Genomic DNA, 203 nt, shown 5'->3' with positions numbered 1-203 from the left:
AACTAATACAGCATCAGTAGATTTAACGAATGTAGTTATCAGTGATCCACAGGTAACAGTAGAAGGAGGTCCATTAGCGCTATTGACAGTAGGATCTAGTGATAGTACTACTTTTACAGCGACGTATATGCTTACTCAGTCAGATATTGATGCAGGAGGAGTTTATAACTTGGCAACAGTAACAGGAACTGATCCAGATGGAG

General features: G+C 39.9%; 1 protein-coding gene. It reads left to right on the top strand.

Annotation, left to right across the window (positions count from 1 at the left end; all coding sequences use genetic code 11):
- Positions 1 to 203: DUF7507 domain-containing protein (locus JM658_RS17105; RefSeq protein ID WP_236961129.1), on the top strand; the 203-nt coding region annotated here is incomplete at both ends.

This window comes from Joostella atrarenae, from assembly GCF_021764745.1.
GTDB classification, from domain to species: Bacteria; Bacteroidota; Bacteroidia; order Flavobacteriales; family Flavobacteriaceae; genus Galbibacter; species Galbibacter atrarenae.
This window is presented reverse-complemented; position numbering and strand designations above follow the sequence as displayed.